Below are 1,371 nucleotides of genomic sequence, written 5' to 3'. Positions count from 1 at the left end.
AGTCATTGCGCGACTTCATCGATGCCACCCAGGCGGATTACGAGGATCCGTCGCAGGCGCAGGCCAATCGTTTCAAGCAGGCCATTCTGCTGGCGGCCTCGCCGGATGGCATTGGCCTGACTACGTCCAAAGGCGTACATGCGCATGCTGGTGCGGAGCTCACGTTGTCATCGGGAACGGATACCAGCATCGCAGCCGGGAAGAGCCTGCTGGCCAGCGTGGCCGAGAAGATCGGTCTGTTCGCCTTCAAGGCCGGGATCAAGCTGTTCTCCGCCAAGGGCAAGGTGGAGGTACAGGCGCAGAGCGACGATCTGGATCTCATCGCGGAGAAGGTGGCCCGGCTGCTGTCCACGAGCGGGCGCGTCGAGATTCATGCGAAAGACGAGGTAGTGATTTCGGCAGGAGGCTCCTTCATCCGGATCAACGCCTCCGGAATCACGCACGGAACAGCTGGCGCATGGGAAGCCAAGGCATCGCAGCATGCGATGACGGGTCCGGCGCGCCTGTCGTATGCGATGCCCTTGCTGCCCGCGAGTGACTTGAATCTGCCGAAACGCTATCCCTATTCGCAGTAAATTTTTCTTCAACGAGGGCATCATGCTGATCAGTCCCCCTTTCCTGCCGCCGCGCACGGAGCAACAGACCGAAGACGAATGGCTTGATATGGCCATGAACGGCGATGCGCCCGGCCGGGGCGCTTTCCCGGTCAGTTTCAATCTCGGGTGGCATGGCGGAATACACCTGAGCGCTCCGAAGACAGGCAACGCCCATGAACCCGTGCGGGCCATTGCGGATGGCACCATCGTTTTTGTGCGTCCGCCCACGAAAGGCTTGCCCAACCTGCCGTCCGAGCATCCCCTCATGTACAACGGCGCCACCAGCGATGGCGTGGTCGTCATCAGGCATGAAGCGGAGATCGGCGAAGGGGAACAGGCACGTGTCGTCTTCTTCAGCCTCTACATGCACCTGCATGCCATCGCACCGGCCGCGCGCGTCAATCGCTTCCTGCATCGAAAGGAGGTCATCGGCAACGTAGGCTACATCGATGGAGAGATGGGGCGCATGCACTTCGAGATCATCTGCGACGATGCCAATCTCGCCAGGCTCACGGGCCGCGCTTCAGGTCCGTTGCCGCTCACCTCGGACGGACGACGCGACGTCATCCTCGGCGAAATCCATTTCCATATCCCCGCCGGGACGCCGGTCTACGACAAACCGCCGCTGGCACACTCCGCGCAGGCATTGACGGCCCCACCGAAACCGATCCGTCCATCGCGCGACAAGGAGCCGGATCCCCCTGTTGCGCTCTCTGCCGCCCACATCACCGCGAGTGACATGATCCTGGGCGTGCGCTATCCCGGCGCCGAGGGC

2 protein-coding genes are annotated in these 1,371 nt (G+C 62.3%); both read left to right on the top strand.

Annotation, left to right across the window (positions count from 1 at the left end; all coding sequences use genetic code 11):
* Positions 1 to 575 (top strand): DUF2345 domain-containing protein (locus HNO82_RS22060; protein WP_175345152.1); only part of this gene is annotated, 575 nt, incomplete at its 5' end.
* A gap of 22 nt (positions 576 to 597) precedes the next feature.
* On the top strand, positions 598 to 1,371 hold a 774-nt coding region (locus tag HNO82_RS22055; RefSeq protein ID WP_217510003.1), incomplete at its 3' end, for a M23 family metallopeptidase.

Origin of the sequence: Herbaspirillum sp. C9C3 (assembly GCF_013359625.1) — a bacterium.
Taxonomy (GTDB): Bacteria; Pseudomonadota; Gammaproteobacteria; order Burkholderiales; family Burkholderiaceae_D; genus Herbaspirillum.
The sequence above is the reverse complement of the archived record's forward strand: the minus strand, read 5'-3'. Positions and strand labels throughout refer to the sequence as shown.